Annotated in this window: 29 protein-coding genes; 12 read left to right on the forward strand and 17 right to left on the reverse strand. The window is 71.2% G+C overall.

Annotation, left to right across the window (positions count from 1 at the left end; genetic code table 11):
* Window positions 1-11: 11 nt before the first annotated feature.
* Window positions 12-1,004 (reverse strand): helix-turn-helix transcriptional regulator, encoded by a 993-nt coding sequence (locus ACZ4NB_RS32615; RefSeq protein WP_467666644.1) that lies wholly within the window; start codon window positions 1,002-1,004, stop codon window positions 12-14.
* Window positions 1,005-1,098: 94 nt separating this feature from the next.
* Here ACZ4NB_RS32615 and ACZ4NB_RS32620 point away from each other — a divergent pair, with 94 nt between their 5' ends.
* Together ACZ4NB_RS32620 and ACZ4NB_RS32625 are read left to right on the forward strand one after the other, a co-directional pair.
* Window positions 1,099-2,625 carry an MFS transporter gene (locus ACZ4NB_RS32620; RefSeq protein ID WP_467666645.1) on the forward strand — a complete coding sequence of 509 codons (1,527 nt, stop codon included), beginning with the start codon at window positions 1,099-1,101 and terminating at the stop codon, window positions 2,623-2,625.
* Between the two features lie 147 nt (window positions 2,626-2,772).
* A complete protein-coding gene (locus ACZ4NB_RS32625) occupies window positions 2,773-3,858 on the forward strand; it encodes a magnesium and cobalt transport protein CorA (RefSeq protein WP_467666708.1) in 1,086 nt (361 codons plus the stop codon).
* Window positions 3,859-4,056: 198 nt separating this feature from the next.
* Here ACZ4NB_RS32625 and ACZ4NB_RS32630 read toward each other — a convergent pair whose 3' ends face one another.
* Window positions 4,057-5,310, reverse strand: coding sequence for a CynX/NimT family MFS transporter (locus tag ACZ4NB_RS32630; RefSeq protein ID WP_467666646.1), 1,254 nt, complete (start codon window positions 5,308-5,310; stop codon window positions 4,057-4,059).
* Window positions 5,307-6,041 (reverse strand): FadR/GntR family transcriptional regulator, encoded by a 735-nt coding sequence (locus tag ACZ4NB_RS32635; protein ID WP_467666647.1) that lies wholly within the window; start codon window positions 6,039-6,041, stop codon window positions 5,307-5,309. The genes ACZ4NB_RS32630 and ACZ4NB_RS32635 overlap by 4 nt, the downstream gene beginning before the upstream one ends.
* A 103-nt stretch (window positions 6,042-6,144) precedes the next feature.
* On the opposite strand from ACZ4NB_RS32635, the gene ACZ4NB_RS32640 reads away from it, so the two are divergent.
* From ACZ4NB_RS32640 to crcB, 3 genes are read left to right on the forward strand one after another with little or no spacing between them, the layout of a single operon-like run.
* On the forward strand, window positions 6,145-6,582 hold the full coding sequence (locus ACZ4NB_RS32640; protein WP_467666648.1) for a fluoride efflux transporter FluC: 438 nt from the start codon (window positions 6,145-6,147) through the stop codon (window positions 6,580-6,582).
* On the forward strand, window positions 6,579-6,971 hold the full coding sequence (locus tag ACZ4NB_RS32645; protein ID WP_467666649.1) for a DUF190 domain-containing protein: 393 nt from the start codon (window positions 6,579-6,581) through the stop codon (window positions 6,969-6,971). The genes ACZ4NB_RS32640 and ACZ4NB_RS32645 overlap by 4 nt, the downstream gene beginning before the upstream one ends.
* Complete coding sequence (gene crcB, locus ACZ4NB_RS32650) at window positions 6,968-7,342, forward strand: fluoride efflux transporter CrcB (protein WP_467666650.1); 375 nt, start codon at window positions 6,968-6,970, stop codon at window positions 7,340-7,342. The genes ACZ4NB_RS32645 and crcB overlap by 4 nt, the downstream gene beginning before the upstream one ends.
* Window positions 7,343-7,618: 276 nt before the next feature.
* Here crcB and snpA read toward each other — a convergent pair whose 3' ends face one another.
* Window positions 7,619-8,284 carry a snapalysin gene (gene snpA / locus ACZ4NB_RS32655; RefSeq protein WP_467666651.1) on the reverse strand — a complete coding sequence of 222 codons (666 nt, stop codon included), beginning with the start codon at window positions 8,282-8,284 and terminating at the stop codon, window positions 7,619-7,621.
* A gap of 232 nt (window positions 8,285-8,516) precedes the next feature.
* Between snpA and ACZ4NB_RS32660 the strand changes: the two genes are divergently transcribed.
* Window positions 8,517-9,476 carry a LysR family transcriptional regulator gene (locus ACZ4NB_RS32660; protein ID WP_467666652.1) on the forward strand — a complete coding sequence of 320 codons (960 nt, stop codon included), beginning with the start codon at window positions 8,517-8,519 and terminating at the stop codon, window positions 9,474-9,476.
* 161 nt (window positions 9,477-9,637) lie between these two features.
* Here ACZ4NB_RS32660 and ACZ4NB_RS32665 read toward each other — a convergent pair whose 3' ends face one another.
* Together ACZ4NB_RS32665 and ACZ4NB_RS32670 are read right to left on the reverse strand one after the other, a co-directional pair.
* Window positions 9,638-10,930: an RNA polymerase sigma factor gene (locus ACZ4NB_RS32665; protein ID WP_467666653.1), complete on the reverse strand. Its 1,293-nt coding sequence runs from the start codon at window positions 10,928-10,930 to the stop codon at window positions 9,638-9,640.
* Window positions 10,931-11,000: 70 nt separating this feature from the next.
* On the reverse strand, window positions 11,001-11,369 hold the full coding sequence (locus ACZ4NB_RS32670; RefSeq protein ID WP_467666654.1) for a YciI family protein: 369 nt from the start codon (window positions 11,367-11,369) through the stop codon (window positions 11,001-11,003).
* 217 nt (window positions 11,370-11,586) lie between these two features.
* Between ACZ4NB_RS32670 and ACZ4NB_RS32675 the strand changes: the two genes are divergently transcribed.
* The gene (locus ACZ4NB_RS32675; protein ID WP_467666655.1) at window positions 11,587-11,901 is read left to right on the forward strand and encodes a sigma factor-like helix-turn-helix DNA-binding protein; all 315 of its coding nucleotides are present in this window, start codon (window positions 11,587-11,589) and stop codon (window positions 11,899-11,901) included.
* 461 nt (window positions 11,902-12,362) lie between these two features.
* Here the strand turns inward: ACZ4NB_RS32675 and ACZ4NB_RS32680 are convergent, their stop codons facing one another.
* The 5 genes from ACZ4NB_RS32680 to sodN all read right to left on the reverse strand — a co-directional run bounded on the left by ACZ4NB_RS32680 (window position 12,363) and on the right by sodN (window position 15,359).
* Window positions 12,363-12,833: a pyridoxamine 5'-phosphate oxidase family protein gene (locus tag ACZ4NB_RS32680; protein WP_467666656.1), complete on the reverse strand. Its 471-nt coding sequence runs from the start codon at window positions 12,831-12,833 to the stop codon at window positions 12,363-12,365.
* 358 nt (window positions 12,834-13,191) lie between these two features.
* Window positions 13,192-13,392 (reverse strand): hypothetical protein, encoded by a 201-nt coding sequence (locus ACZ4NB_RS32685; protein WP_467666657.1) that lies wholly within the window; start codon window positions 13,390-13,392, stop codon window positions 13,192-13,194.
* A gap of 187 nt (window positions 13,393-13,579) precedes the next feature.
* The gene (locus tag ACZ4NB_RS32690; protein WP_467666658.1) at window positions 13,580-14,131 is read right to left on the reverse strand and encodes a hypothetical protein; all 552 of its coding nucleotides are present in this window, start codon (window positions 14,129-14,131) and stop codon (window positions 13,580-13,582) included.
* A gap of 271 nt (window positions 14,132-14,402) precedes the next feature.
* Window positions 14,403-14,672 carry an NUDIX hydrolase gene (locus ACZ4NB_RS32695; protein WP_467666659.1) on the reverse strand — a complete coding sequence of 90 codons (270 nt, stop codon included), beginning with the start codon at window positions 14,670-14,672 and terminating at the stop codon, window positions 14,403-14,405.
* A gap of 291 nt (window positions 14,673-14,963) precedes the next feature.
* Window positions 14,964-15,359: a superoxide dismutase, Ni gene (sodN, locus tag ACZ4NB_RS32700; RefSeq protein WP_030085982.1), complete on the reverse strand. Its 396-nt coding sequence runs from the start codon at window positions 15,357-15,359 to the stop codon at window positions 14,964-14,966.
* A gap of 156 nt (window positions 15,360-15,515) precedes the next feature.
* On the opposite strand from sodN, the gene sodX reads away from it, so the two are divergent.
* Window positions 15,516-15,986, forward strand: coding sequence for a nickel-type superoxide dismutase maturation protease (gene sodX / locus ACZ4NB_RS32705; RefSeq protein ID WP_467666709.1), 471 nt, complete (start codon window positions 15,516-15,518; stop codon window positions 15,984-15,986).
* On the opposite strand, the gene ACZ4NB_RS32710 is transcribed toward sodX, so the two are convergent.
* Window positions 15,890-16,519, reverse strand: a complete 630-nt coding sequence (locus ACZ4NB_RS32710) for a CGNR zinc finger domain-containing protein (RefSeq protein ID WP_467666660.1) — start codon at window positions 16,517-16,519, stop codon at window positions 15,890-15,892. The two genes, sodX and ACZ4NB_RS32710, sit on opposite strands and share 97 nt — an antisense overlap.
* 94 nt (window positions 16,520-16,613) lie before the next feature.
* Here ACZ4NB_RS32710 and ACZ4NB_RS32715 point away from each other — a divergent pair, with 94 nt between their 5' ends.
* Window positions 16,614-17,375, forward strand: a complete 762-nt coding sequence (locus ACZ4NB_RS32715; RefSeq protein WP_467666661.1) for a class I SAM-dependent methyltransferase — start codon at window positions 16,614-16,616, stop codon at window positions 17,373-17,375.
* A gap of 148 nt (window positions 17,376-17,523) precedes the next feature.
* Here ACZ4NB_RS32715 and ACZ4NB_RS32720 read toward each other — a convergent pair whose 3' ends face one another.
* From ACZ4NB_RS32720 to ACZ4NB_RS32730, 3 genes are read right to left on the reverse strand one after another with little or no spacing between them, the layout of a single operon-like run.
* A complete protein-coding gene (locus tag ACZ4NB_RS32720; RefSeq protein ID WP_393493579.1) occupies window positions 17,524-18,276 on the reverse strand; it encodes an amino acid ABC transporter ATP-binding protein in 753 nt (250 codons plus the stop codon).
* Between the two features lie 47 nt (window positions 18,277-18,323).
* Window positions 18,324-19,268 (reverse strand): amino acid ABC transporter permease, encoded by a 945-nt coding sequence (locus tag ACZ4NB_RS32725; protein ID WP_467666662.1) that lies wholly within the window; start codon window positions 19,266-19,268, stop codon window positions 18,324-18,326.
* Window positions 19,269-19,328: 60 nt separating this feature from the next.
* The gene (locus ACZ4NB_RS32730; RefSeq protein WP_467666663.1) at window positions 19,329-20,303 is read right to left on the reverse strand and encodes an ABC transporter substrate-binding protein; all 975 of its coding nucleotides are present in this window, start codon (window positions 20,301-20,303) and stop codon (window positions 19,329-19,331) included.
* Between the two features lie 541 nt (window positions 20,304-20,844).
* On the opposite strand from ACZ4NB_RS32730, the gene ACZ4NB_RS32735 reads away from it, so the two are divergent.
* From ACZ4NB_RS32735 to ACZ4NB_RS32745, 3 genes are all read left to right on the forward strand, one after another.
* Entirely contained in the window at window positions 20,845-22,074 is a 1,230-nt protein-coding gene (locus ACZ4NB_RS32735) for an NAD(P)-dependent malic enzyme (RefSeq protein WP_467666664.1), read from the forward strand.
* Between the two features lie 191 nt (window positions 22,075-22,265).
* Window positions 22,266-23,228, forward strand: a complete 963-nt coding sequence (locus ACZ4NB_RS32740; RefSeq protein WP_467666665.1) for a zinc-binding dehydrogenase — start codon at window positions 22,266-22,268, stop codon at window positions 23,226-23,228.
* A 3-nt stretch (window positions 23,229-23,231) separates the two neighbouring features.
* A complete protein-coding gene (locus tag ACZ4NB_RS32745) occupies window positions 23,232-23,918 on the forward strand; it encodes a HutD/Ves family protein (RefSeq protein WP_467666666.1) in 687 nt (228 codons plus the stop codon).
* 63 nt (window positions 23,919-23,981) lie between these two features.
* Here ACZ4NB_RS32745 and ACZ4NB_RS32750 read toward each other — a convergent pair whose 3' ends face one another.
* Together ACZ4NB_RS32750 and ACZ4NB_RS32755 are read right to left on the reverse strand one after the other, a co-directional pair.
* Window positions 23,982-24,185, reverse strand: a complete 204-nt coding sequence (locus tag ACZ4NB_RS32750; protein ID WP_467666667.1) for a hypothetical protein — start codon at window positions 24,183-24,185, stop codon at window positions 23,982-23,984.
* A gap of 242 nt (window positions 24,186-24,427) precedes the next feature.
* On the reverse strand, window positions 24,428-25,309 hold the full coding sequence (locus ACZ4NB_RS32755; protein WP_467666668.1) for an SCO6745 family protein: 882 nt from the start codon (window positions 25,307-25,309) through the stop codon (window positions 24,428-24,430).
* Window positions 25,310-25,565 lie beyond the last annotated feature (256 nt).

Consider the following 25,565-nt stretch of genomic DNA (forward strand, 5'->3'; position numbering starts at 1 on the left):
GGGGTATTCCGTCAGGGTGTGGTTTCCGCCACCTCGTCCTCCGCCGGCCCGGCCGCCCGGCTCACCCGTCCCGCCATCTGGCGCAGATACGCGGTCAGCTCCGGCGGCTCGTGCACGGTGAACTCGCGCCCCAGCATGGCCAGCCGCACCGCCAGCCACTCCAGGGATTCGGGGGCGCTGCGCCAGCGGCAGGACCCCTCGTCGAGCGCGGTAACCTCGCCCGCGGCCGGTCCGCCCAGCCGTGCCGACACCTCGGCGGCCGGTGCCCGGACCGTCGCCACGGCCCGGAAGGCCGGGGCCCTCCCCTGCATCCGCTCGCGCACATACGCACCCGCGTCGGCGGCGGGCAGCTCGCGCGGCGGGGTCCGCACGCCGGTGGGGAACGGCTCGCTCAGCCGGTCCACCCGGAAGATCCGCCAGTCCTCGCGGTCGTTGTCGTAGGCGACGAGGTACCAGCGCCGCCCCGCCGCGACCAGCCGGTGCGGCTCCACCAGGCGCTTGCTGCGGGCGCCGGCGCCCGCCCGATAGGCGAAGCGCAGCCGCTCGTGGTTGGCGATGGCCGCGGCCAGCACCGTCAGATGCTCGGGGTCGACGGTCGGCCCGTCCCCGGCGGGCATCGGGACGGTGGCCGTACCGAGCGTGCCCACCCTGCGCCGCAGCCGGGCCGGCAGCACCTGTTCGAGCTTGGCCAGCGCCCGTACGGACGCCTCCTCGATGCCCTCGATGGTGTGGCCGGCCGCCGAGCGCAGGCCGACCGCGATGGCCACCGCCTCCTCGTCGTCCAGCAGCAGCGGCGGCATCGCGGTTCCCGCGGCCAGCCGGTAGCCGCCCTCCGCGCCCATCGTGGCGTGCACGGGGTAGCCCAGCTCGCGCAGCCGCTCGATGTCGCGGCGGATCGTGCGGGTGGTGACCCGCAGCCGTCCGGCCAGCTCGCTGCCGGGCCATTCGCGCGGGGTCTGCAGGAGGGACAGCAGGTTCAGCAGTCGTGCCGACGTCTCACTCATGGGACCGATGATGCCCGTCCAAGTAGGACCGGTGCTGTCCTAGACGACCCTTAGTGTCGACGACGTCGAACGAGCCGATCACTGGAGATACGCCATGACCACGACCGTCCCCCCGACGGCCGACCGCAGACGCTGGACGGCGCTCGCCGTCGTCCTCACGGCCAGCTTCATGGACCTGGTCGACGCGACCATCGTCAATATCGCCATCCCCAGCATCCAGCGGGACACCGGCGCCTCCTTCAGTGCCCTGCAGTGGGTCACCGCCGGCTACGCCCTCGCCTTCGCCCTCGGACTGATCACCGGCGGCCGGCTCGGCGATATCTACGGCCGCAAGAAGCTCTTCCTGCTCGGCATCGGCGGCTTCACCGTGGCCTCCGCGCTGTGCGGCCTGGCCGCGACCCCGGGGATGCTGGTCGGCGCCCGGGTGCTGCAGGGCGCGATGGCCGCGCTGATGGTGCCGCAGGTGCTGGCGATCATCCACGTCACCTTCCCCGCGCACGAGCGCGGCAAGGTCTTCGGGATGTTCGGCGCGGTGATCGGCCTCGGCGCGGTCTGCGGCCCGCTGATAGGCGCGCTGCTCACCGAGGGCGATCTCTTCGGTCTGGAGTGGCGCCCGATCTTCCTGATCAACCTTCCGGTCGGGATCGCCGGCATCCTGCTCGGCCGCCGCTTCATCACCGAGTCCCGGTCCTCCGACGCCCTGCGCCTGGACCTCGTCGGCACCGCGCTGGCCACCCTCGGGCTGCTGATGCTGCTCTACCCGCTCACCCAGGGCCGCGAGGACGGCTGGCCGCTGTGGGGCTTCGTCTCGATGGCCGCGAGCCCGGTGGTGCTGGCGCTCTTCGTCCGCTACGAGCGCGCCAAGGCCCGCAAGGACGGCTCACCGCTGGTCGAGCTCTCCCTCTTCAGGGTCACGACGTTCGCCGCGGGCTCCGGCGTCCAGCTGACGTTCGGCGTGGTCACCGGCCTGTTCTTCCTGATCTGGACCCTCCATATGCAGCTGGGCCTGGGCTGGAGCCCGCTGCACGCCGGGCTCACCGGGGTGCCGTTCTCGGTGGCCTGCTCGGCCGCGGCCGGGATGTCCGTACAGAAGCTGGTGCCGCGCTTCGGGCGCAAGGTCCTGCAGGCCGGCGCGCTGATCATGCTGTCGGGCGCGCTGCTGTACCTCTGGCAGGCCGGGCACTACGGCGCCGCCCTCACGTCCTGGCAGATGGCGCCGGCGATGCTGCTGCTGGGCGGCGGGATGGGGCTGATCGTCGCCCCGATCACGGATGCGGCGATCTCCGAGGTGCCGACCGAGCACTCCGGTTCGGCGTCCGGCATCTTCAACACCACCGGCCAGCTGGGCATGGCGCTCGGCCTGGCGCTGTCGTCGGTGGCGTTCTTCGCGGTCGCCGACGACGCGGGGGCGAAGGGCGGGGCCGCTCCGGGCGCCGGGTTCATCGACGCCACCACGCACGCCCTGTGGTGGGTCTCCGGCGGTCTGGTCGTCGTCCTCGGCCTGCTGTTCTGGCTGCCGCGGCGGGCCGGCGCGCAGCAGGCGGCGGGGGAGCCGGCCGCTTCGGAGGAGGCCGCGGCGGCCGGCGCCGAGGCGGAGCAGCAGCCGGCCCTGGCCTCCTGAGGGGCGCCGCCCCACCGGCCCGGCGACCGGGCCCCCGCCACCCCGGCGCACGGGCCGCCCGTCGCCGGGGCGGCCCGCGCCCGCGTAAAAACAGCCGCTTTGCCATACCCTTCGCGGCTCCGCGCGGTCCATACTTGCCGGGTGTCGATGATCAGCAACCTCCGCAAGGCCGTCCGGCTGCCGCAGCCGCGTACCCGGGGTGTCGACCTCAGTCACCCGGCGCGCTCCCCGCTCGGCACCGCCGTGGTCAACTGCGCGGTGTACGTGGACGGGGTGCGGCAGGACGGCAACCACCCGGCCGACGTGGCGATACGGCGGGTCCGCAGGTCCGGCCGGGGATTTGTCTGGATCGGGCTGCATGAGCCGTCCGAGAAGGAGTTCTCCGGAATCGTCGAGCTGTTCGGGCTGCATCCGCTCGCCGTCGAGGACGCGGTCCTCGCCCACCAGCGGCCCAAGCTGGAGAACTACGACGACTCGCTGTTCACGGTCTTCAAGACCGTCCGCTATGTCGAGCACGACCAGCTCACGGACACCAGCGAAGTGGTGGAGACCGGCGAGATCATGGTGTTCACCGGCACCGACTTCGTGATCACGGTGCGGCACGGCGGGCACGGCTCACTGGGCCCGCTGCGCGAGCATCTGGAGCGGGTCCCCGAGCAGCTGGCGCTCGGGCCGTCCGCCGTCCTGCACGCCATCGCCGACCTCGTGGTGGACGACTATCTGGACGTCACCGCCGCCGTCCAGGACGACATCGACGACGTCGAGAGCGAGGTGTTCTCGGTCCGCGGCGGCGCCGGGGCGGGCCGGATCTACCAGCTCAAGCGCGAACTGCTGGAACTCAAGCGCGCGGTGGCCCCGTTGGACCCGCCGATGCGGGAGCTGGCGACCCGGTCGATGCGGCAGGTCGACCCCCGGATCAAGACCTACTTCCGGGACGTGGCCGACCACCTCGACCGCGTCACCGAGCAGATCAACGCCTTCGACGAACTGCTCAACTCCATACTCCAGGCCCATCTCGCCCAGGTCACCGTCGCCCAGAACGAGGACATGCGCAAGATCAGCGCCTGGGTGGCGATCCTGGCGGTGCCGACCATGGTCTGCGGGGTGTACGGGATGAACTTCGAGCACATGCCGGAGAAGCACTGGACGTTCGGCTATCCGCTGGTGATGGCGCTGATCGTGGTTGCCTGCTGGGTCATCCACCGCGGCTTCAAGCGCAACGGCTGGCTCTAGGGCCTGTCCGATGGGTCCTGGCCGGGCCCGCGGCGTCTGGCACGGCACCTCGCGGCGTTGCCGAATCATCCCGATAGCTCCGCTATCGAGACGCTCCGGCGCCTTGCGATGCACCGCACCAGACGCCGCGGTCTTTCCGACCCCGACCCATCGGACAGGCCCTAGGGGCCCCAGCGGGCCCCGGTCGCCCCCGCGCGGCTACCGGCCCGCCACATGCCGCGGTCGTGCCGCGCCCAGGCCCACCGCGATCTGCGGGAGCAGCAGCGCCAGCAGGAGCGCGAGCGGCACCGTCCAGCTGGCGGAGGCGTCGTGCACGGCGCCCAGGACGGCCGGGCCGGTGGCGGCGAGGACATAGCCGAAACACTGCGCCATGCTGGACAGTTGGGCGGTGTGCCGGGCGTCCGGGGCGCGCTGGACGATGAACAGCAGCGCCAGGCTGATCGCCGCGCCCTGGCCCAGGCCGAGCAGCACCATCCAGACGTAGCCGCCGCCGACCGGCGCGACCAGCACGCCGGTGAAGGCGGCCGCGCACAGCACCGCCGCGACGGCGGCCAGCACACCGGCCGGCAGCCGGCGGCCGACGACGACGGGGGCGAGGAACGAGCCCGCGATGCCCAGCAGCGACGAGAAGGACAGCATCCAGCCGGCGTCGCCCGCGCTCATCCCGGCGTCGGTGAGCATCGTCGGCAGCCATGCCGCGGCCGCGTAGTAGCTCAGCGACTGCAGGCCCATGTAGCCGGTGACCTGCCAGGCAAGCGGGTCGCGCCACAGGCCGCGCACCGGGTGCGCCGCCTCGCCGGCCGCGCCTCGCGGCACCCGGGTACGGCTGCGGACCTGCGGCAGCCAGCAGACCAGCGCCAGCACCGCCAGCGCGCCCCAGCAGGCCAGCGTCGCCTGCCAGTTCAGACCGGCGGCCTGCTGGACGGGGACGGTGACACCGGCCGCGAGTGCCGCGCCGCCGAAGAGCGACATGGAGTACAGGCCGGTCATCAGGCCCGCCCGGGACGGGAAGTCGCGCTTGATCAGGCCGGGCAGCAGGACGTTGGCGACGGCTATCCCGGCGCCGATCACGATCGTCCCGGCGAACAGCGCCGCCACCGAGTCCAGCAGGCGCAGTGCGGTGCCCAGGCAGATCAGCGCCATCGTGCCGAGCAGCGACCGCTCCATGCCCAGCCGCCGCCCCAGCCGCGGTGCGAGCGGCGCCAGCAGGCCGAAGCAGAGCAGCGGCAGCGCGGTGAGCAGGCTCGTCGCGGCGGCCGACATCCCGCTGTCGTCGCGGATGGTGCCGGCCAGCGGGGAGACCGCGACCAGCGCCGGGCGCAGGTTCAGGGCCAGCAGGACGACGCCGATGCCGAGGTGGAGGGCGCGGCGGCCGGTGGCGCCGGGCGGGGCCGCCGGCGGCGCGGCCGGCGCCGGGGCGTGCGCGGGCGCGCTGGTCTTCTCCCGGGTCACTGCTGCCTTCCCTTCGGGCGCTCGGACTCCGTGCGGTCGCCGGCGCTCTCGCGCAGGGCCGCCATGCCCTGCGCGAGGTGTGCCAGCGCCGCACGCTCGGCGCCCTCGGCGTCCCGCGCCTCGATGGCGTCGACGATGGCCTCGTGCGCGTCGTACTGGTTGCGTACGGAATCGGGGACGGGGGCGCCGATGACCGACTGGAGCGTCGCGCGCAGGGCGTCGCTGAGGTGCTCGTACAGCTCGGCGAGGACGCTGTTGTGGGCCGCGGCGGCGATGGTGCGGTGGAACTCCACGTCCGCGTCGATGAAGGCGGTCAGATCGCCGCTCTTCCAGGCGCGGTCGCGGTCGGCGAGGGTGGCGCGCAGCGCGGCGAGGTCCTCGTCGGTACGGCGCTGCGCGGCGTAGCGCGCGGCGTCGCGCTCCAGGCAGGCGCGCACCTCGAACGCCTCCAGGTCGCCGGCCCGCCGCAGTCTGCGCTGCACGGCGGCGCCGAAGCCGCTGCTGGCGCGGACATAGGTGCCGTCGCCCTGGCGCGGCTCCAGCAGCCCGGTGTGCACCAGTGCGCGCACGGCCTCCCGGACGGTGTTGCGGCCCACGTCGAGCTGCTCGACCAGCGCGGGCTCGGCGGGGATCTTCGTCCCGACCTGCCACTCGCCGTCGGCGATCAGGCCCTCCATCTGCTCGATGACCAGGTCCACCAGATTGGTGCGGGTGGTGCTGCGCAGGGGCATGGGCGTCCTCCGTCGTGATTCCACCGGTGATGGGAACATCCCATGTTTGGTGCTGTCAAATAGGCAGGGATAGCCTGAGGACGCCGAAGATCCCGGGAGACATATGGACGAGCGAGCCCGCCGTGCGGCGCCCTGGGAGGGCCAGTGGCCGGTGATCGGCGTGGTGGCCGCGGGCGGCGCGGCCGGTGCCACGGCCCGGTACGGCGCCGCGCTGCTGTGGCCCACCGGTACCGGCGCCTTCCCCTGGACGACGCTGACCGTCAACGCCGTGGGCTGTGCGCTGATGGGCGTGCTGATGGTGCTGGTCACCGAGGTCTGGTCGGCCCACCGGCTGCTGCGCCCCTTCCTGGGCACCGGCGTCCTCGGCGGCTTCACCACCTTCTCCACCTACGCGGTCGACATCCAGCGGCTGACCGACGCCCGGGAGCCGCTGCTCGCCCTGGCCTACCTCGCGGGCACCCTGCTCGCCGCGCTCGCCGCGGTGTGGGGCGCGGTCGTCGGCACCCGCGCACTCTTCGCACTGAGGCGGCGGACGGTATGACCCACGGAACGGCACACCCCGGCGGCGTCCCCGCGCTGCGGCTCACGGTCCTGGTCGGCGAAGGGGACCTCTGGCACCACAAGCCCCTCTACGCGGAGATCGTGCACCGCGCCCGCGCGGCCGGACTGGCCGGCGCCAGCGTCTTCCGCGGTATCGAGGGCTTCGGCGCCACCTCGGTCATCCACACCCAGCGGCTGCTGTCGCTGAGCGAGGAGCTGCCGGTCACGATCGTCGTCGTCGACGCGCAGGAGCGGGTACGGGCCTTCCTCCCGCAGCTCGACGAACTCCTCGCCGGCGGCGGCCTGGTGACGCTCGACGCATGCGAGATGATCGCCTACCCGGCCGCGGACACCGACAGCGCACGCCCGGACGGGAGCGGGCGCGGGTGAACTGGCTGCTGGTGGTGGCCGGTGCGATGGTCGGGGCGCCGCTGCGCTTCCTCACCGACCGCTGGGTCCAGGCACGGCACGACACGGTCTTCCCGTGGGGGACCTTCGTCATCAACACCGTCGGCTCGCTGATCCTGGGCCTGCTCACCGGCGCGGTCGCGGCCGGCGCGGCCTCCTCGCACGTCCAGCTGCTGGTGGGCACCGGCCTGTGCGGCGCGCTGACGACGTACTCGACCTTCTCCTACGAGACGTTCCGGCTGGCGGCGGACGGGGCGCGGGGCTACGCCGCGCTCAACGTCGCGGCGAGCGTGCCGGCCGCTCTGGCGGCGGCGTTCGCCGGTGCGGCCGCCGCCCGGGCCCTGTGGGGCTGAGGCCCGGCGAGCCCGCCGTCCCCCTGGCATCGGGCGGTACACACACGAAAGCGGTGGGGCTCTTGGAGGAGCCCCACCGCCCTGGGCGGCGCAGGAACTGCGAGGACTGGTGGGGGTACGAGGGCCGGCCGCCAGGTTCCGGCACTCGTCAGCCCCAGGCCGGGTCCGGACCGACCACCGTCAGTGCGGTCCGGACCGCGGGCCACCGCCGAACTCGTGACGCGCGAACTGCTTCGTGGTGCGGGAGGTGTGGTGCGGATCAGGCCGTGCGGCCGGTCAGGACGCCTTGCCGAAGTGGACGCCCGCCAGGCCGTTGGCCCACAGCTGCTCCACCTGGGCGCGCTCGTTGTCGTCCGGCTGGGTGTTCTGGCAGGACGTGCCGGGGCCGCCACCGGACATCAGCTCGCTGCACGGGCCCTCGTAGTGGTCCGGCAGACCCAGCACATGGCCGGTCTCGTGCGCGGTGACGCGGGTGGAGTTGTACTCCTGGTTCTGCTGGTAGTCCAGGAAGACGAAGCCCTTGCCGTGGCCGTCGGTGCTGGCGTACGAACCGCGCGGGTCGTTGCCCTCGCGGTACTGGAAGTCGCCGCCGCTGCCTTCCTTCAGCTGCACGTTCTTCACGGCGCTGTTCCAGATCGAGGTGCTCTCGGCTATCTGGCCCTTGAACTTCGGCGCCGCGCTGGCGTCGTAGGTCACGGTGACCGAGGCCGCGTGCGGGTTGGCCTTCATCTTGGCCCTGGCCGACTTCATCACGGCCTCGAAGAACGCCTTGGTGTTCGCCTTCTCCGCCGCCGACCCGTTGTACGCCGCGATCGAGGCGGCGGAGCTGCGGGCGGACTTGGCGGGGGAGGAGGAGGTGGCCGACACCGGCGCGGCGATCGCGAGGGTGGCGGCCAGGCCCAGACCGAGCGCCGCCGACAGCGCCGTCTTAGGAGATCTCATGTGGGGGGCTCCTTAATTTCCGAGGGCCGTACGGTCGCCGTGTGGGGCGGCGACCGGGGCCCTGCGGATTTCTTGGTGCCGTTGAGTCTGGACGGAGTTCACCCGGAAGACGGAGATGCCAGGTGGCGATAGCACGGGCCTATACCCTTGCCAAGGGACTTGGGGAAAAAGGCGAGTTCCGGCGGGTTTGAGAGTCTGGTGTGACCGATGCCGTGGTCGTTATGCTCCCGACGTGGAGCTCGAAGTAAGACATCTTCGCGCGCTGTGCGCCATCGCCGACTCAGGCAGCGTACGCAAGGCAGCGCGGCAGCTGGGCATGACCCAGCCTTCCTTGACGACCCAGCTCCACCGCATCGAGAAGGCCCTGGGGGGCCAGCTCTTCTTCCGGGAGTCGACCGGCAGTCGACCGACGCCGCTGGGGCATTCGGTGCTGTGCCGGGCGAGACCGATAGTGGCCGAAATGCAGGCCCTTGTCGATGAGGTCGCCTCGGCCTCCCACCGCGGACAGGGCGCACGGCTGAACATCGGCAGCACCAACAGCCCCGCGGTCGCCGGCTGGCTGCGCCGGCTGCGGGTGCGACTGCCGGAGACGGACACGACGATACGTGCCGATGTGTCCGCCAATTCCCTGCTGCACATGGTCGCCATGGGCCAGCTCGACGCCGCCTTCGTGCACGAGGTCGAGGGCGCGCCGCTGCGCGTCCCCGACGGCCTGGTCGAACACGAACTCATCGCCAGGGAGCCGCAGTTCATCGCGCTGGCGGACTCCCACCCGGCGGCCGCCAAGGAGATCGTCCGGGTCGTGGACCTCGCCGACGACCAGTGGATGGTGGACCCGACCGTGGACGGCGAATGGGCCGGCCTGCGGCGCATCTGGGCCGCGGCCGGCGTCAACCCCCGGGTCGTCCACGGCGACTACCTCACCGCGGTCGACCTGGTCACGGCCGGCGAGGTGGTCACCCCCTGCCAGCCGACCGCCCGCTCCCGGCACGGTATGGCCATCCGCCCGCTGTACGGCGACCCGCTGGCCGTCCGGCTCTTCATGGCCTGCCGCCAGGACGGCACCCCGGCCGCCTCCCCGGACGACCTGTTCGCCGACCTGACCGCCTCGTACATGGAGATCGCCTGGGCGAGCGAGGCGTACCGGGCCTGGCTCGTACGCCATGACGGGCCGCTGCCGGTGGCGACCTAGGGCCTGTCCGATGGGTCCTGGCCGGGCCCGCGACGCCTGGCACGGCACCTCGCGGCGTTGCCGAATCATCCCGATAGCTCCGCTATCGAGACGCTCCGGCGCCTTGCGATGCACCGCACCAGACGCCGCGGCCTTTCCGACCCCGACCCATCGGACAGGCCCTAGGTCGACGGGGGCCGCAGCCGCGCCGCCCGTTCCTCCAGCAGGGCCCGCTCGCGGGCGTTGCGGGTCAGCGACGCGGCCCGCAGGAATTCCTCGCGGGCCTGGGTCGTCCGCCCCAACCGGGCCAGCAGATCGCCCCGTACGCTCGGCAGCAGGTGATAGCCGGCCAGTGCCGGCTCCGCCGCCAGCTCGTCCACGGCGGCCAGCCCCTCCTCGGCCCCGAACGCCATGCCCACTGCCACCGCCCGGTTCAGCTCCACGACCGGTGACGGCGCGACCCGCGCCAGCGCCTCGTACAGCAGCGCGATCCGCGGCCAGTCGGTCTCCGCGGCGGTGCGCGCCCGGGCGTGGCAGGCGGCGATCGCGGCCTGCAGGGCGTACGGGCCGACCGTCCCGCCCAGTTCCTCGGCGCGGGCGAGCGCGGCCAGACCCCGCCGGATCAGCAGCCGGTCCCAGCGCGCGCGGTTCTGCTCCCTCAGCAGCACCGGCTCACCGTGCGGCCCGGTCCGGGCGGCCGACCGCGACGCCTGGATCTCCATCAGCGCCACCAGCCCGTGCGCCTCCGGCTCCCGCGGCAGCAGCCCGGCCACCATCCGCCCCAGCCGCAGCGCCTCCTCGCACAGCGCCGGCCGCATCCAGTCGTCCCCGGCCGTGGCCGCATAGCCCTCGTTGAAGACCAGGTAGACGACCTCCAGCACGGACGACAGCCGCTCGGTCAGCTCCTCGCGGCCCGGCACCTCGAACGGCACCCGCGCCTGGGCCAGCCGCTTCTTGGCCCGGACGATCCGCTGCTGCACCGTCGGCTCCGACACCAGGAAGGCGCGCGCGATCTCGTCGGTCCGCAGCCCGCCCACCAGCCGCAGGGTCAGCGTGACCCGGGCCTGGGTGGACAGCACCGGATGACAGGCGATGAAGACCAGCCGCAGCAGGTCGTCCTCGATCTCCGCGCTGTCCACCACCCGCGCGAAATCGGCCTCGGCCCAGCTCGGCCCGCTCTGCGCATCGTGCCCCAGGGCAGCCACCTTCCGGGCCAGCCGCTCCCGGCGGCGCAGCAGATCGATCGCGCGGTTCTTCGCGGTGGCCATCAGCCAGGCACCCGGATTCTCCGGGACACCGGTTTCCGGCCACCGCTCCAGCGCCGCCACCATGGCGTCCTGGGCCAGCTCCTCGGCGAGCCCGACCTCGCCCACGATCCGGGTCAGCCCGGCGATCAGCCGCGCGGACTCGATCCTGAACACCGCTTCGATCGCGCGCCGCGCCTCATCCGCCGTCTGCCTGGCCGTCACAGGCACCCATCACAGCACCCGTGCCCCGGCCCGGCAATCCGCGGGCGCCGGGGCACGGGCGGACCGGCGGGGCCGCTCAGGCCCCGGCCTCCGGCGGCTCCTCCACGTGCCGGATCTCGGACGTCAGCGTCCACTCGTCCCCGTGCACCCGCAGGAACCGCGTCGCCCATTCGACCGCCTCCTCCTTCGACGCGGCCTGGATGAGCGCGTACCCGCCGATGACCTCCTTGGCCTCGGTGAACGGCCCGTCCGTCGCGGTGATCCTCCCGCCCGACAGATGCAGCCGCGTGCTCTGCGCGGTCGGCGCCAGCCCGGCGGTGTCCAGCAGCACCCCGGCCTTGGTCATCTCGTCGAGCAGCCGGCCCATCTCCGCCATCAGCTCCGGGCTCGGCCCGCCGTCCGGAACGTTGTTCTCGTCGATCTTGAGCAGCATCATGAAGCGCATGGCGGTCTCCTCCGCTAGGTGTCCGGGTCTTCCGAGGAGCGAAATCCGTGGCCCGGATCCGCCCCTACACTCACGCGACGAACACCCGTCGCCGGACTCGACACCCGGCACGGAGGTTTTTTGATTTTTCTTCGGCACGCCCCGCCCCCCTTTCCGTCACATCGGCCCGGCTTCGCGAGTCATTGCTCTGACACCAGGTGACGGAGGAGTGCGACCGATGGACGAATGCGATTTCCCGGCGGCGCGGTTCGAGCGGCACCGGTCTCGGCGGCGCGGGCATCCGCCCGGGCCGCAGCCGCCCGCCGGCCCCGAGCGGCAGGTCCGGCTGGCCGATTCGGTCGCCCTGGCCCTCCTCACGGCCCTGGAGACCCTCACCCCGGCCGAGCGCCTCGCCTTCGTCCTGCACGACCTGTTCGCCCTGCCGCTCGACGACGTCGCCCCCCTCGTCGGCCGCAGCCCCACCGCCGCCCGCCACCTCGTCGACCACGCCCGCCGCCGGATGCGGGGCACGGCCCTGCCCCTCGACGACTGACGAGCCGGACGACTGACGAGCGGACGGGAAAAAAACGACCGCACCCGATCCGTCAAGGACGTCGTGGTGGACGTCCCGCGGACCGGGTGCGGACAAGTCGGCAAGGTCCCTGTAGGGCAAACCGGCCAAGATCGGGCATTCTTGGTCTCCTGGTAATCGGCCGGGTTGGTGACCTGCGGTGATGGCTGCTGCAGGTCGCTGACCTGGCCTTTTGCTGATTGCTAGCGAGGGGGTGCGACGGTCCTGATCGGGTGTCTTGCGGACTGTGTGCGGACTGCTGTGGGGCCAGGCGATCTGTCGGACACGCCTTAGCAGGCCCGGCATGCAGTGAAGTGCGGCATCAACCGCCTGAAGCTGCACCGTGTCGTAGCGACGAGGTACTACAAGCTTGCGGTCCGCTATGAGACGACGATCCTCGTCGCGGCCATCGACGAACGGCTCTTCGCAGTTCGGGACGGGCTTTAAACCAGCCACTTCCCCTCACGCATAAGGGTCCGTCCGGTCATCTCGGGACGTGTTCCCCACGCCTGCAGAACCTCTGGGATCACCTGGAAGAAGACGTAAGAGGAATGATCCTTCCGAGGATCCCAGCCGTCCTTGGCTGCGAAGGCATCGCCCACCTCAGCCGGAAGCTCCTCGCGGGTCAGCATGCGCGCGGTGCCGTGGACCAAGACCACGTCCTGGGTATGGCCGAAGCACAGGCGGACCAGTCCCGAGGCAGACAGGTTGCGCCCGGTCGGGTTGGTGACGCGGGTGGACAGCCACACAGCCTCGCCGTCCCACCAGAAGGCAAGCGGAACGAGGCACGGCTCGCCGGTGGCGTCGGCCGTAGCCACCCATACATCGTTGTCCCGCGTGAGCCGTTCCAGCGCCTCGCGCTTGCGCTGCTCTGGGCTGCGGGGACCGCTGGGACGAGAGTCAACTGACGTCATGGGGAGCGAGGTTATGGCTTGAGGCACTGCACCACATCCGTCGGCGGAACTAGGTCGCAGGTCCGAGAGCCGACCTCATGCCGGCAGACGGATTCTGCAGCTGATGTGAGGTCAGGCTGTTCGAAACAGGTCCTAGCGTCGGACCGCCGCCACCGCACGACCAGCGAGAGCAGGCACAGCATGAGGCACAGCGGTGAATAGAGCACCGAGTTCCAGCGCTGGAACTCCGCGGCAGCACCGGAGTGCATGAGGTAGCCGCCTGCACCGCGGACGAACATGACCAAGGCGAAGCCGAACATGCCGGTCAGCTGGAGCTACTCGGGTCCGAGTCCGGGGATGGTGTCGTTGACCATGAGGGTCAGTGCCCGGAACCGATCAGGGCTACTCCCACCAGCGCGGATTGGGCGCCCGGTATCTTGCCGTCGGCGATGCCGCCGATCGTCTTGGTGAAGGTCACCTCGTCGCCAAAAGGCCAGGGCGAGAAGGCCCAGATGAAGTGGAAGACGCCGATCACCACGACGATGAAGGTGAGCAGACCAGGGACCACAGTGCGGATCATTCCCCCACCTTTCGCGCCTGGCAGGACTTCGGTCACCCGCCTCATGTGTGCGGCTGCGGAGAGGCGAAGGCTGGCCAAGCTCTTGATCTACTTCTGAAACAGGCCCCTTAGCCCTCTATGGGGTGTCTGATGGGGCGAGCTGGCCCGTCGGCACATTGCCATGGCCTGGGTGTGACCAAGCCGTCGGTCAGCGTGCGGGTCGGCAGCGGCGTACGTAATAGGCGTAGGTCAGTGCCAGCACCAGAGGGCCCCACAACATGCCTGGGGCGATGCAGACCTTCGCCAATATCTCCCACCAGATGTTGGAGAACCCAAGTCCGTCGAAGCCAGGGACGTGGAGCCAGTGCAGCAGCGTCGGCGCCCAGAAGGCAGTGGCGCCCAGGCCACCGAGCACGGCGGGGACGATGGCTGCGAAGGGCGGAATACGCCTTCCCCCGATAACCGGCAGCCAGCGGGGCGCCACCTCGCCCCAGCCTCGTACCAGGCCGAAGGAGAGCAGCGCCAATGCCTCCGAAACGATGCTGAGTCCGAACACGTAAGGGACGGCCCACCACACCCACTCCGGTGCGTTGGGGTCGAACATCCCCATGTTGAAGCCGAAGGCGTAGGGCAGGCGCCACAGGCACTGTGGCAGCAGCAGAAGCGGGATTGCGTGCGCGGTGATGTCCGCCCATCTCGGGACGGGACGCTTCGTTCCTCGCGGAAACGGCATACAGCGCTCGGGGTCGATCGTCGTCATGCCCGTCAGTCTTCACGGTCTCCGGTGAATGAACGTCGGCCTACGGCAGGGCTTCTCTCCCCCGCAGGGGGGAACGCACGTCAGCCTGCGGAACGATTCCTGGAGGCAGTGATTCGACTCCGTGACCGCGAAGCCGCAGCAATTTCCTTCCCGGAACGATTCGCCGGTGCGCCCGTCCCCAACCCGTCGGCCCCCCCGAACTCTTCAGGCCGGGAGGTCGGTGTCCGCTGCCGCTCCTGCCCGGCTGGGGCAGGAGCGGCCGACGGGGTTGTCAGCGGAGGGCGTCGGCGACGCGGCGTCGCAGACGTGCGTCGCTGAGTGTGTCGAGGGCTCGCCAGGAGGCGTCGGTGACCTCCTCGGTCTGCAACTGACCGACGTCGGTGGTGGTGCGGAAGAGGAACCTGAAGTCGATGTGCTGGTGGGCGGCTTCCGCCTTGGCTTCGTTGGCGGGAATGGGGTGGATGTCGATGTGGACGGGCCGGTGGCTGACGGTGGTGACGGCGTCGGCGGGGATGCCGGTCTTCACGGCCCAGGCGATCACCGTCACTCCGTTCCTGACCCCCACCGCCGGCATCTGGGCCTTCGGCCGCCGGATCAGTTCCGTGTGGGTGCTGATGACACTCGGACCGGCCGCGCTGGCCGACCAGCTTCGGACAGTCGCCGCCTGTGGGTCCGGTGCTTCGCGCGGAGCCGAAGCGATCTGACGTGTGGCCGGGTGAAGAAGACCGCACCCGCTCCGTCATGGACGCCGTGCTCGGCGGCATGCGGAACGGGTGCGGAAAGCTAGGCGGGGCGACCCGTGAAAGTGCAGGTCAGACCGCATAGGTAAGGCTCAAGCCTTCTTGGTCTCCCAGAAGATCTTGTCGATCTGGGCGATGTAGTCCAGCGCCTTCTGGCCGGTGGCCGGGTCGTTGGAACCCTTGGCGGCGCTGAGCGCCTTGAGGGTGTCGTTGACCAGCTGGTGCAGCTCCGGGTACTTCTCGAAGTGCGGGGGCTTGAAGTAGTCGCTCCACAGCACCGAGACGTGGTGCTTGGCCAGCTCCGCGCGCTGCTCCTTGATCAGGACGGCGCGGGTGCGGAAGTCGGCGTCCTCGTTGGCCTGGTACTTCTCCTGGACGGCCTTGACCGACTCGGCCTCGATGCGGGCCTGGGCCGGGTCGTACACGCCGCAGGGCAGGTCGCAGTGGGCGCTGACCTTGACCTTGGGGGCGAACAGGCGCGAAAGCATGTTCAGTCCTTCCTCGTGATCGTCTTCTCAGGTGCGAGATTACTCGGTGCGGGAAGGCTTTTCTCGGGTGGCCCGGGGGTCTTAGGGCAAAAGTCCAGTGTCACGCTGGGACTGATGGAGGATGGACCGGTGAGCGGTCGGACCGGGAGGTACGGGATGCCGGAGCGGGTGCACGAGCGCGGCCCGGAGCAGGGCGGGGGCGCGGAGCCGGGGCACGAGCGGGGCGGGGTGCTGCGGGCGTTCGGCCTGGCCGAGGTCTACAACCCGTCAATGGTGCCGTCGCTGCTGCCCGGTGACCAGTTGGTGGTGCAGTACGGGGCGGCGGTGCGGCCCGGCGACGTGGTCGTGCTGCGGCACCCGTTCCGGCAGGATCTGCTGATCGTCAAGCGCGCCGTGCGGCGGTGCGACGGTGGTTGGTGGGTCCAGGGGGACAATCCGTTCGTCGAGAACGACAGCCGGGAATTCGGTGCGGTCCCGGACGAACTGGTCGTCGCCCGCGCCTGGGTGCGCCTCCGGCCGCCGCGGGGGATTCAGCGGTCGGTCGCCGGAGTGCTGTCCTGGGCGGTCTCGGCGGTCCGTCCCGTAAGGGCCGAGCGCTCGCTCTCCAGGCGCTTGCGGGCGCGGTAGGCGGCGACGTTGGCGCGGGTGGCGCAGCGGTCGGAGCAGTAGCGCCGCGAGCGGTTGGTCGAGGTGTCCACGTAGACGTTGCGGCAGGGCCGCGCCTCGCAGACGCCCAGCCGGTCCACGCCCAGTTCGGTGAGGTGGAAGGCCAGGCCCATGCAGGCGGTGGCGGTGAAGCCGGCCGTGGCGTTGGCCGCGTGGTCGGCGATGTGCATGTGCCACTTGGGGCGGCCCCCATCGTCCCGGAACTCGTGGCCGGAGATCTGCGGGCTGACCGGGAACTCCATCATCAGGGCGTTGAGCAGGTCCACGGCCAGGACCTCGTCGCCGGCGTCGGCGGCCTCGAAGACGGCGCGCAGGCGGGCGCGGACCGTGCGCAGCCGGGTGACGTCGCTGTCGGTCGCGCGCCGGGCGGACTGCTGGGCCGGGCCGAAGAGCTCGCGTACGGCCTCCACCGAGGTGAGGCTGTCGCCGCCGCGCTCGGGCTGCTCGCTGTTGACCAGTCGCACGGCGTAGTCCGAGTAATAGGCCAGTTCCACTTGTAGTCCTTACGGGCGGGGATTAGGGTGCGGGTACTCGCTCGCTGTAATGGGCGTTGGTACTACGAGGGTATTACGGCCTGGAGGGGAAGCGATGACCGAGACCGTCGCCGGCGCCGATTGGCAGGCGTGGCAGAACAGTTGGGACCGCCAGCAGGAGTGGTACCTCCCCGATCGCGAGGAGCGGTTCCGGGTGATGCTGGACATGGTCGAGGCGCTGGTGGGTCCCGAGCCCCGGGTCCTGGACCTGGCGTGCGGCACGGGCAGTATCTCCGACCGGCTGCTGAAGCGGTTCCCGAAGGCCGAGAGTGTGGGCGTCGATCTGGATCCCGCGCTGCTGGCCATCGCGGAAGGGTACTTCGAGGGCGAGCCCCGGGTCCGCTTCGTACGAGCCGATCTGAAGGACCCGCACTGGACGGCGAAGCTGCCGCACGGCAGCTATGACGCGGTACTGACCGCCACCGCGCTGCACTGGCTGCACACCGAGGACCTGCGCGGGCTGTACGGGCAGCTCGGCGGGCTCGTACGGGACGGCGGGGTGTTCATGAACGCCGACCACATGCCCGAGGAGTCCACCCCGCGGATCAACGCCGCCGAGCGGGCCTTCCGGCATGCGCGGAGGGAGGCGGCGAGGGCCGCCGGCGCGGTCGACTGGGCCGAGTGGTGGCGGCTGGCCGCCGCCGATCCGCGGCTGGCCGAGCCGACCGCCGAGCGCTTCGCGATCTACGGCGAGCACGCGGACGGGGACACTCCGTCGTTGGCCTGGCACGCCCAGGTGCTGCGCGAGTCGGGCTTCGCGGAGGCCCGTGCGGTGTGGGCCTCGCCCACGGACGCCCTGGTCCTGGGGCTGAAGTAGCCGGGCGGCGGAACCGGCCCGGAAGCCGCGGACCCGGCCCGCAAACCGCGGACCCGGCCCGGAGGCCGTGGCACCGGGCCGGAAGGCAGCGGTGCCCGCCGTCGCGGCGAGGACTTCCGCCGCGACGGCGGGCACCGTGCAGGATCCGCTACAGCACCTTCGACAGGAACGACTTCGTCCGCTCGTGCTGCGGGTTGCCGAGCACATCGCGCGGGTGGCCGGATTCGACCACCACTCCGTTGTCCATGAAGACCAGCGAGTCGCCGACCTCGCGGGCGAAGCCCATCTCATGGGTCACGACGATCATCGTCATACCGTCCGCGGCCAGGTCCTTCATGACGTCCAGGACGTCACCGACCAGCTCCGGGTCGAGGGCCGAGGTCGGCTCGTCGAAGAGCATCAGCTTGGGCTCCATCGCCAGCGCACGGGCGATGGCGACGCGCTGCTGCTGGCCCCCGGAGAGCTGCGAGGGGTAGTTCCCCGCCTTGTCGGCCAGGCCGACGCGGTCCAGCAGCTTGGTCGCGCGCTCGCGGGCGTTCGCCTTGGACTCGCCCTTGACCTGGATCGGCGCCTCCATGATGTTCTCCACCGCGGTCATGTGCGGGAAGAGGTTGAAGCGCTGGAAGACCATGCCGATGTCGCGGCGGCGGGCGGCGACCTCGCGGTCGCGCAGCTCGTAGAGCTTGCCGTTGTGCTCGCGGTAGCCGACCAGTTCGCCGTCGACGGACAGCCGGCCGGCGTTGACCTTCTCCAGGTGGTTGATGCACCGCAGGAAGGTCGACTTGCCGGAGCCGGACGGGCCGATCAGGCAGAAGACCTCCCGGGGCGCGACCTCCAGGTCGATGCCCTTGAGGATGTGGGCCGCGCCGTAGGACTTGTGGACGCCCTCGGCCAGGACCATCGGGCCGCCGCTGGTGCCCGCGGCCTTGTCAGTGGTGATCTTGCTGGTCATCCGACACCTCCGGCGGAGCGGTTGAAGCCGCCGGCCAGCTTCGCCTTGACGCGCTGGAGCGGAGTGGGCGGGAGCTGGCGGCTGGAGCCGCGGGCGTAGTAGCGCTCAAGGTAGTACTGCCCGATGCTCAGCACCGTAGTGGCGATCAGGTACCAGGTGGCGGCGAGGATCAGCATCTCGACCACCACACCGGAGTCCCGGCCGATGTTCTGGGCGGCCTGCAGCAGGTCGTAGTACTGGACGGCGGCGACCAGGGACGAGGTCTTCAGCATGTTGATGACCTCGTTGCCGGTCGGCGGCACGATCACCCGCATCGCCTGCGGGATGATGATCCGGCGCAGCGTCTTGGAGTGGCTCATGCCCAGCGCGTGCGCCGCCTCGGTCTGCCCCTCGTCGACGGCGTTCAGGCCGGCCCGGCAGATCTCCGCCATGTACGCCGCCTCGTTGAGGCCGAGGCCCAGCAGCGCGCACAGGAACGGGGTCATGAAGTCCGACCACTCGTCCTTGTAGATCGGCATGATGTCGATGTACTGGAAGACGAGGCCCAGGTTGAACCACAGGAACAGCTGGACATAGACCGGCGTACCGCGGAAGAACCAGACGTAGAACCACGCGACGGACGAGGTCACCGGGTTCTTGGACTGGCGCATCACGGCCAGGACCACGCCGCCCACGACGCCGATGATCATCGAGAGCACGGTGATCAGCAGGGTGTTGCGCAGGCCCTTGAGGATGTCCGTGTTGAACATGTACTGGGGGACGGCGCCCCAGTTGACGTTCCCGGAGGCGAAGGCCCGCCAGAGCAGGACGAGCAGCCCGATGACGACGATCGCCGCGACCCAGCGGCCGTAGTGGCGGACCGGGATGGCTTTGATGGGCTCGGGCTGGGGCGGCGGAGTGTCTGCCGGCGGCTGGGCCGACTTGTCGACGTCAACTGACACGGATGTTGCCTTTCAGCGTTCGGCGGGGTGGCCGGAGGGGACGGGACGGCTGCCGGCGGCTCAGTTGCCGCTGTTGAGCTTCACTTCCTTGACCGCCGCGTCCTTGACGTCCCACTTGTCCAGGACCTTGGCGTACGAGCCGTTCTTGATCGTGAGTTCCACCGCGGCCCGGAGGGCGTCGCGCAGCTTCTCCTGGCCCTTGGGGACCGCGATGCCGTACGGCGCCGCCTTGAGCGGGGCGCCGCCGACCATCTCGAAGTCCTTGCCGCCGCCGGAGACCTTCACCGCGTACGCCGCGACCGGGTAGTCGCTGGAGACGGCGTCCACGCCGCCGGTGCGCAGCCGGGTCTGGGCCTCGGAGTCGTTGTCGAACGCCTCGATGGCGATCGGCTCCTCGTCGTTCTTCTCGCAGGTCTTCGACTTGTCCTTGGCCAGGTCGTGCGAGACGGTGCCGCGCTGTACCGCGATCTTCTTGCCGCACAGCGTTTCCCAGCCGTCGATGCCGTCGGTCTTGCCCTTCTGGGTGTAGAGCGAGACGCCGACGTTGAGGTAGTCGATGAAGTCGACGCCCTGGCCGATCTTCTTGCCGGTGCTGCTGTCGATGCCCTGCTGGCGCTCCTTGGTGTCCGTCATCGCCGACATCGCGACGTCGTAGCGCTGGGACTTCAGGCCGCCCATGAGGGTGTCGAAGGTGGCGTTGTTGAAGTTGAGCTTGACGCCCAGGGCCTTCTCCATCGCCGCTGCGAGGTCCGGGTCGATGCCGGTGACCTTGCCGTTCGAACGGAACTCCACCGGCTTGTACGTGATGTCCGAGCCGACCTGGAGCAGGCCGATCTCCTGCACGTCCTTGGGCAGCAGCTTGAACAGCGGCGCGTGGACGTTGCGGTTCTTCTGCGCCTCACGCTTGGCGATGGCCGCGTCCGTCTGGTCGCCGCAGGCGCTGAGGAGCATCAGCGAGGCGGCGACCGCGGCCGCGGCGGCCACGGCCGTACGCGACCTGCCGGCGGCCCTGCGACGGGTGGTGCTTGCGGTCATGCTGTTCCTCCTGCGGATGGAGAAGCCGACGTGGCGGAGACGTGACAAAGGGCCGGGGGACACCCCTTCGAGCGCCGCGACCTCGGTTGGTGACGGAATCCTGCCATCCGGACTCCGGTATTCGGACTGCCGTTCAGGTCAAAATCGGATAACGGACGGGGAAGGGGAGGTGGCGCCCTTGTGTCACAAGGGAAAGTCGCCTCCAACCGGGCGCGAGGGGCGTTCGGCGCACTCCGGACGTCTCGGATTCCGGACATCACGGCGAGAGCTCTTCTGCCGTTTTCAACTACTTCGCCGTTATTGTCGGAACCTTGAACCCGAGGGTAATGAATCTGACTCGTCGGGGCCCGCGCCCGTCCGGTAGAAATGTTCGTTACACCCCTCATCCGGGGCTCAGGGCGCGTGTGCGGCGCGCCCGGCGTCCGTACCTCCCCCTGCGGGGCGGCCATCCGTCCACACAGGGCGCGGACGCGGTGCCCGCCCACTCCTCAACCAGGGAGTGGCCACCCTCAGCAGATTTACGAATAAAGGGGTAAGACAAGTGGCAGCGGAGATCGTCAATCCTCGCAGCGACGGAAATACGGGCGCGGACGAAGGCACGGGCACGGCGCCCGACGGGACCTTCGATCCCGCCTTCGCGCTGCATCGCGGCGGCAAGATGGCCATCCAGGCGACCGTGCCGGTCCGCGACAAGGACGACCTGTCCCTCGCGTACACGCCGGGCGTCGCCAAGGTGTGCAGCGCCATCGCCGAGCAGCCCGAGCTCGTGCACGACTACACATGGAAGTCCCAGGTCGTCGCCGTCGTCACGGACGGCACCGCGGTGCTGGGCCTGGGCGACATCGGCCCGGAGGCATCCCTCCCCGTGATGGAGGGCAAGGCCATCCTCTTCAAGCAGTTCGGCGGGGTGGACGCGGTGCCGATCGCGCTCGCCACCACCGACACCGACGAGATCGTGGAGACCGTCGTCCGGCTCGCGCCGTCCTTCGGCGGCGTCAACCTGGAGGACATCTCGGCGCCCCGGTGCTTCGAGATCGAGCGCCGCCTCCAGGAGGCGCTGGACATCCCGGTCTTCCACGACGACCAGCACGGCACGGCCGTGGTCACGCTGGCCGCGCTGCGCAACGCCGCCAAGCTCACCGACCGCTCGCTGGGCCAGCTGCGGGCGGTCATCTCCGGCGCCGGTGCGGCCGGTGTCGCCATCGCCAAGATCCTCATCGAGGCGGGCATCGGCGATGTCGCGGTCTGCGACCGCAAGGGCGTGGTCTCCACCGACCGCGGCGACCTCACGGACGTCAAGCGCGAGGTGGCCGGCTTCACCAACAAGGCGCAGCTGACCGGTTCGCTGGAGCAGGCGCTGGACGGTGCCGACGTCTTCATCGGGGTCTCCGGCGGCACGGTGCCCGAGGCGGCGGTGGCGAAGATGGCGAAGAACTCGCTGATCTTCGCGATGGCCAACCCCACCCCGGAGATCCACCCCGACGTCGCGCACAAGTACGCGGCCGTGGTCGCCACCGGGCGCAGCGACTTCCCCAACCAGATCAACAACGTGCTGGCCTTCCCCGGCATCTTCGCGGGTGCCATGCAGGTGCGGGCCTCGCGGATCACGGAGGGCATGAAGCTCGCCGCCGCCGAGGCGCTGGCCGCCGTCGTCGCCGACGAACTCAGCGCCGACCGGGTCATCCCCTCGCCGTTCGACGAGCGGGTCGCCCCGGCCGTCACCGCCGCCGTCGCGGCCGCGGCCCGCGCCGAGGGCGTGGCGCGCCGCTGAGCGTTCCCGCCGTACGCCGACGGGCCGGGCCCGCACCCGAGAGGGTGCGGGCCCGGCCCGTTGCGGTGGCGGCGCCGGGGTGACGGCTGCACGGCGGGGGAGGCGGCGAACGGCGCGCGGCCGACCCGGCGCGGTGCGTGTCACACCCGTACGTGGTACCGCGGCGCGCGGCCGCGGCCTACGTTGGGATCATGTTTGCCGCCTATGCCGCCCGCATCGACCGTGACCAGCCGCTGAACGGCCTCGAATTGGGGGAGCGCCCGGCCCCCGACGTACGCCCCGGCTGGACGACCGTCAACGTCAAGGCCGCCACCCTCAACCACCACGACCTGTGGTCGCTGCGCGGGGTCGGCATCAGCGAGGAGTCGCTGCCGATGATCCTCGGCTGCGACGCCGCCGGGATCGACGAGGACGGCAACGAAGTCGTCCTGCACTCCGTCATCGGCCAGACCGGTCACGGCGTCGGCCCCAAGGAGAAGCCCTCCATCCTCACCGAGCGCTACCAGGGCACCTTCGCCGAGCAGGTCACCGTCCCCGCCTGGAACGTCCTGCCCAAGCCGAAGGAGCTGTCCTTCGAGGAGGCCGCCTGCCTGCCGACCGCCTGGCTGACCGCGTACCGCATGCTGTTCACCAACGGGGGCGTACGGCCCGGGGACAGCGTCCTGGTGCAGGGCGCCGGCGGCGGTGTCGCGACCGCGGCCATCGTGCTCGGCGCCGCCGCGGGGCTGCGGGTCTTCGCCACCAGCCGGGACGAGGCCAAGCGCAAGCGCGCGCTGGAGCTGGGCGCCGAGGGGGTGTTCGCCAGCGGTGAGCGGCTGCCGCAGCGGGTGGACGCGGTGATCGAGACCGTCGGCGCGGCCACCTGGTCGCACTCGGTCAAGTCGCTCAGGCCCGGGGGCACCCTGGTCATCTCGGGCGCCACCAGCGGCTACACCCCCGAGAACGGGGAGCTCAACCGGATCTTCTTCCTGGAGCTGAAGGTCGTCGGCTCCACGATGGGCACCAAGGAGGAGCTGGCCGGGCTGCTCGCCTTCTGCGCCGCCAAGGGCATCCGCCCGGTCATCGACTCGACGCTGCCGCTGGACCGGGCGCGCGAGGGCTTCGCGAAGATGGCCCAGGGCGAACTGTTCGGCAAGATCGTGCTGACGGTCTGACCGTTGCCGACCGACGTGCGGATCCTGCGGGCGCGGCAGCGCGCCGCCGCGCCGTGGGCCAACGGTGGCGGGGTGACCCGCGAGGTCGCCGCCCACCCGCCCGGCGCCGGCTGGGACGCCTTCGCCTGGCGGGTCAGCCTGGCCGAGGTCACCCGGGACGGCCCGTACTCACCGCTGCCCGGCGTCCGGCGGATCCTGACCGTCGTCGACGGCCGCGGCCTGGAGCTGACGGTGGACGGCACCGCCCACCTCCTCCCGGGCCGCTACCGCCCGTTCGCCTTCCCCGGCGGGGCCGATACCGACTGCCGGCTGCTGTCCGGCCCGGTCGTCAACCTCAATGTGATGCTGCGGGACGGGCGCGCGGCGGCGACGGTGGAGATGGTGCGCGGAAGCCGGACGGTGGCACCGGGCCGGTCGCCGGGCCACGGCGGCGGTGGCGACGGTGACGGCGACGGCGGTGATCGGGCCGTCATGGTGGTCGCGCTGGAGGGGTGCACCGAGGTGCGCACCGAAGTGGGTACCGAAGGGCGCGACGACCCCGTGCTGCGCCTGGAGCGCTTCGACGCCGCTCTGCTGACCCCCGGTTCGCTGTCGGGTGCTCAGATGCCGGTCGAGGCGCGGACGGTCGAGCTGCGGACGGACGGGGTGGCGGCGGTGATCTCGCTGTCCGGTGGCGGGGCGGCGCTCTGAGGCGGTGCCCTGAAAGCGGGCGCCGCCCCGGTGCCCCGAGCGGGGCCGGGGCGGCGGCATGTCTCACTGCTGGGCGCAGCGAAGGGGCCCGGGGTCGACGATGAAGGAGAGGTCGGCCAGGCAGGTTGTCTCGGCCGGCGGGGACTGGTGCCCTCGGATCGCGCTGAGGGGGTCGCGGGCTTCGCCGTCGGCGGCGGCGAGGGGGGCGCCGCCCAGAACGGCCACGCCGGCCAGGGCCGCTGCCGCGGCGAGGGTACGGACACGCATGATGATCTCCCATCGGGTGGGGCTCGCGGGTACCCCTCGATCGGACCCCGCATCCGCGCGCCCCGCACGTCCGGATACTGCATACGGCGTCAGGAACCGCTGGGCGGCGGCCTGTCGAGGCGCCTCTGGGGTGTACCCGGAGAGCCGTCCGCAGTCGGGCGCGGCCCAGTGGCCCTGCGGGGGGAACGAGTTGGGCGAACGGCGGGCCTTCGCTCCCTGGGGCGGGGCATCGCGGAAACGCCTTACAGGTAGGCCATCTTCAGCGCGCCGATGCCCAGGGTGTTGTGGCGCGGCAGATAGCCGGCGTCGACGATCGCGCCGAGTACGGGGTGGAGCAGCTGCGCCAGCCGCTCGGCGCGCGGACGGCCCAGCGCCCGCCAGGGGCCTGCCGCCAGACGGTCCGTCATCCGCTCGATCGCCTCGCGCTCCTCGCGGGCGCGCTCGGTGGCGCCGCCGTCCGGGCCGATCCAGCCGCGGGCGGCGAGGCGGCCGCGGGCCTCGCTCCACTCCTGGCCGCTCCAGCCGCGCCCCGCGAAGTCCGCGGTCGGCGCGGCACCGATCGCGGCGAACGACACCAGGGCCTCGCACGGGTCGAGCCCGAAGGTCAGCAGCGCCGCCAGATGGCCGTCGCCGCGGTGCTCGCGCAGCACCGTCGCGGCCTGCCAGAGCGTGAGATGGGGGGCGTCCGGCCAGGGCAGATCGCGGTTGGCGGCGGCCAGCGGCCGGGCGGCCGGGCCGGCGTTCTCGGCGGCCTGGCGCGCGAGCCGGGCCGCCTCGGCGAGCTGGGCGCCGCTCAGTCGGCGGCCGATGAGGGCGGTCAGCGCACGGTCCACGGCCAGCAGCCGTGCGTCGAGCACCTTGGCCGGCTCCGCGACGGTCCAGATCTGCGGGACATACCGCGCGATCATGCGCGGGCTGAAGGTGTAGAACGTCGCGGCCACCAGCTCGGGCCCGGCCGCGCCCAGCGGGGCGGTACGCCAGGCGAAGTAGCTGGGCCAGCGGGAGCCGACGTCGTAGCCGAGGTCGGCGGCGACCTGGCGGGCCTCGGGGGCGAAGTACAGCGCGGCGTGCAGTGGCTCCAGCAGATGCCACATCCGGCGGGCGACCGCGTGGTATTCCGACATCGCTTCACCTCATGGCCTTCACGATGCGTGCGCAGACAGGAAGAGGGGGCCGTAGTCCGGAAACACAGCCGTCGGTCCGCGGAATCGGGCAGCTGGGGCTCCCTGGAACCCGGTGCCGGACGAAAAGCCGTGCGAAATACTGCCTTCCCTGATTACGCCGCGTGAATCCAGCGGGAAGATGGCAACTCTGTGTAGTTGCGGGTTCGTTGGGGTCTCGTGGCAGGCGGAGTGGATTTCGGCCGCCCGTCCGGGCCGG

This window comes from Streptomyces sp. NPDC026575, assembly GCF_055567415.1.